Below are 1,850 nucleotides of genomic sequence, written 5' to 3' on the forward strand. Positions count from 1 at the left end.
GGGTGATCGTCGGCGCCTGGCTGGCGCTCTCGCTTTCCTTCGGGTACGTCTTCAACTACGTCGCCTACAAGACCGGCGACGACAACTTTGCCGGTGACGGCGCCACCAATGCCCAGCTGCTGGCCGAGCTGATGCCGAGCGCGATCCCGGACGTCATCGTCAGCGGCCTGCCGATGTTCGGCGGCGCCCTGGCGATGGTGGTCGGCGCGCTGGTCGCCGGCAACGGGTTCGGCTGGGGAACCTGGAAGACCGTCTTCACCCAGGGACCGGGCAGACTCGCCGCTGTCGGCGGCTCGCTGGCCGCGGTGACGGTCTTCATCTTCGCGATGATGACCGCCACGCTGGCGCTGTCGGCTGGAGTCTCGGTCGCGATCGCCGCGACCGAGGGACAGACGATCACCGTGCCCGCCCTGAGCGATCTGGCGCAGTCGTTCGGTGCCGGTCTCCTGGTGCTGGAGATGTGGGCGCTGCTCGGATTCCTCGTCGGGGTGCTCGCCAAGGGGCCGGCGCTCGCCGTCGGGCTGGGCCTGGTCTGGTCGCTCGTGGTGGAGAACCTGCTGCGCGGCGTCGGCACTCTTCTCTCGGGCATCGAGACCGTCACCGACGCGCTCCCGGGCACTGCGGGCGGCTCGCTGGCAGGGGCGATCATCGGCGGTCCGAACGGGACACCGGGAGTCCTGGACGCGATCTCCGGCGAGCGGGCGCTGGTCACCGTCGCCGCGTACCTCCTGGTCGCGGCGGTCGCCGCGGTGGTCGTGATGAGGCGGCGCGACCTCGCCTGACCTCGGAAAACATGTCGCTAGCACACGCCGGGACGGGTCCGTGACACGTCTCGGCGTGTGACCGACAATCGGAATGTGATCCTCGTTAAGTCTACTGTTTTGGTGGACAACAACCAGGTTGCCCGCTCTCCCCGTCGAGACATCTTTCGTCTAGAAGAGGTTCCCACCCGTGTCCTCCAGCACGCCCGAGCCCACCCCGCTCATCGAGGCTCCCAAGTCCAAGCTCCCGTTGATCATCGCGATCGTCGTCGCCGCCGCGATCGTGATCGGCGGCCTCGCGTTCTTCCTCACCCGCGACGACGACTCCGGTAGCGACCTGACCCAGGTCACCATCGGCGTGGTCGGCGCCGACGACCCGTACTGGAAGACCTTCCAGGATGCCGCCCGCGAGGCGGGCATCGACCTCGAGGTCAAGAACTTCGGCGACTACAACCAGCCCAACCCGGCGCTGTCCGAGGGCGAGCTGGACCTCAACCAGTTCCAGCACATCATCTTCCTGGCCGACTACAACGTCCAGAACGACGACGACCTGGTCGCGCTCGGCTCGACCGCCACCTATCCCCTGGGCCTGTACTCCTCCAAGTACAAGCGCCTCGACGAGATCAACGCCGGCGAGACCGTGATCGTGCCCGACGACGAGACCAACCAGGCCCGCGGCCTGGTCCTGCTCCAGTCCAAGGGCCTGATCAAGCTGACCGACGGCGGCACCCCGTTCAGCACCGTCAAGGAGGTCGACACGGCCGCCTCCAAGGTGAAGATCAAGGCCGTCCAGGCCTCGATCACTGCCTCCTCGCTCCCCGACGTCGCCGCGGCGATCATCAACAACGACTTCGTCGAGGACGCCGGCCTGAAGTTCGAGGACGCGCTGGCGACCGACGACCCCTCCGACCCGAAGGCGCTCCCCTACGTCAACATCTTCGCCGTACGCGCCGAGGACAAGGACAACCCGACCTACAAGAAGCTGGTCGAGATCTTCCAGACCAACGAGGAGGTCCAGCACTTCCACGCCGTCCTACGCCTCGACGGACCCGACGGACCGGACACTCCGCCGCCCACCTGGGCAACGGT

2 protein-coding genes are annotated in these 1,850 nt (G+C 67.2%); both read left to right on the top strand.

Features of this window, described 5'->3' with window-relative positions; translation table 11 throughout:
- The coding region (locus ACFVJS_RS27830) for an ABC transporter permease (protein WP_378886779.1) at window positions 1-782 on the top strand (782 nt) is incomplete at its 5' end.
- A gap of 169 nt (window positions 783-951) precedes the next feature.
- The coding region (locus tag ACFVJS_RS27835) for a MetQ/NlpA family ABC transporter substrate-binding protein (RefSeq protein ID WP_378886780.1) at window positions 952-1,850 on the top strand (899 nt) is incomplete at its 3' end.

It is taken from the genome of Nocardioides sp. NPDC057772, assembly GCF_042798075.1.
Lineage (GTDB): Bacteria > Actinomycetota > Actinomycetes > Propionibacteriales > Nocardioidaceae > Nocardioides.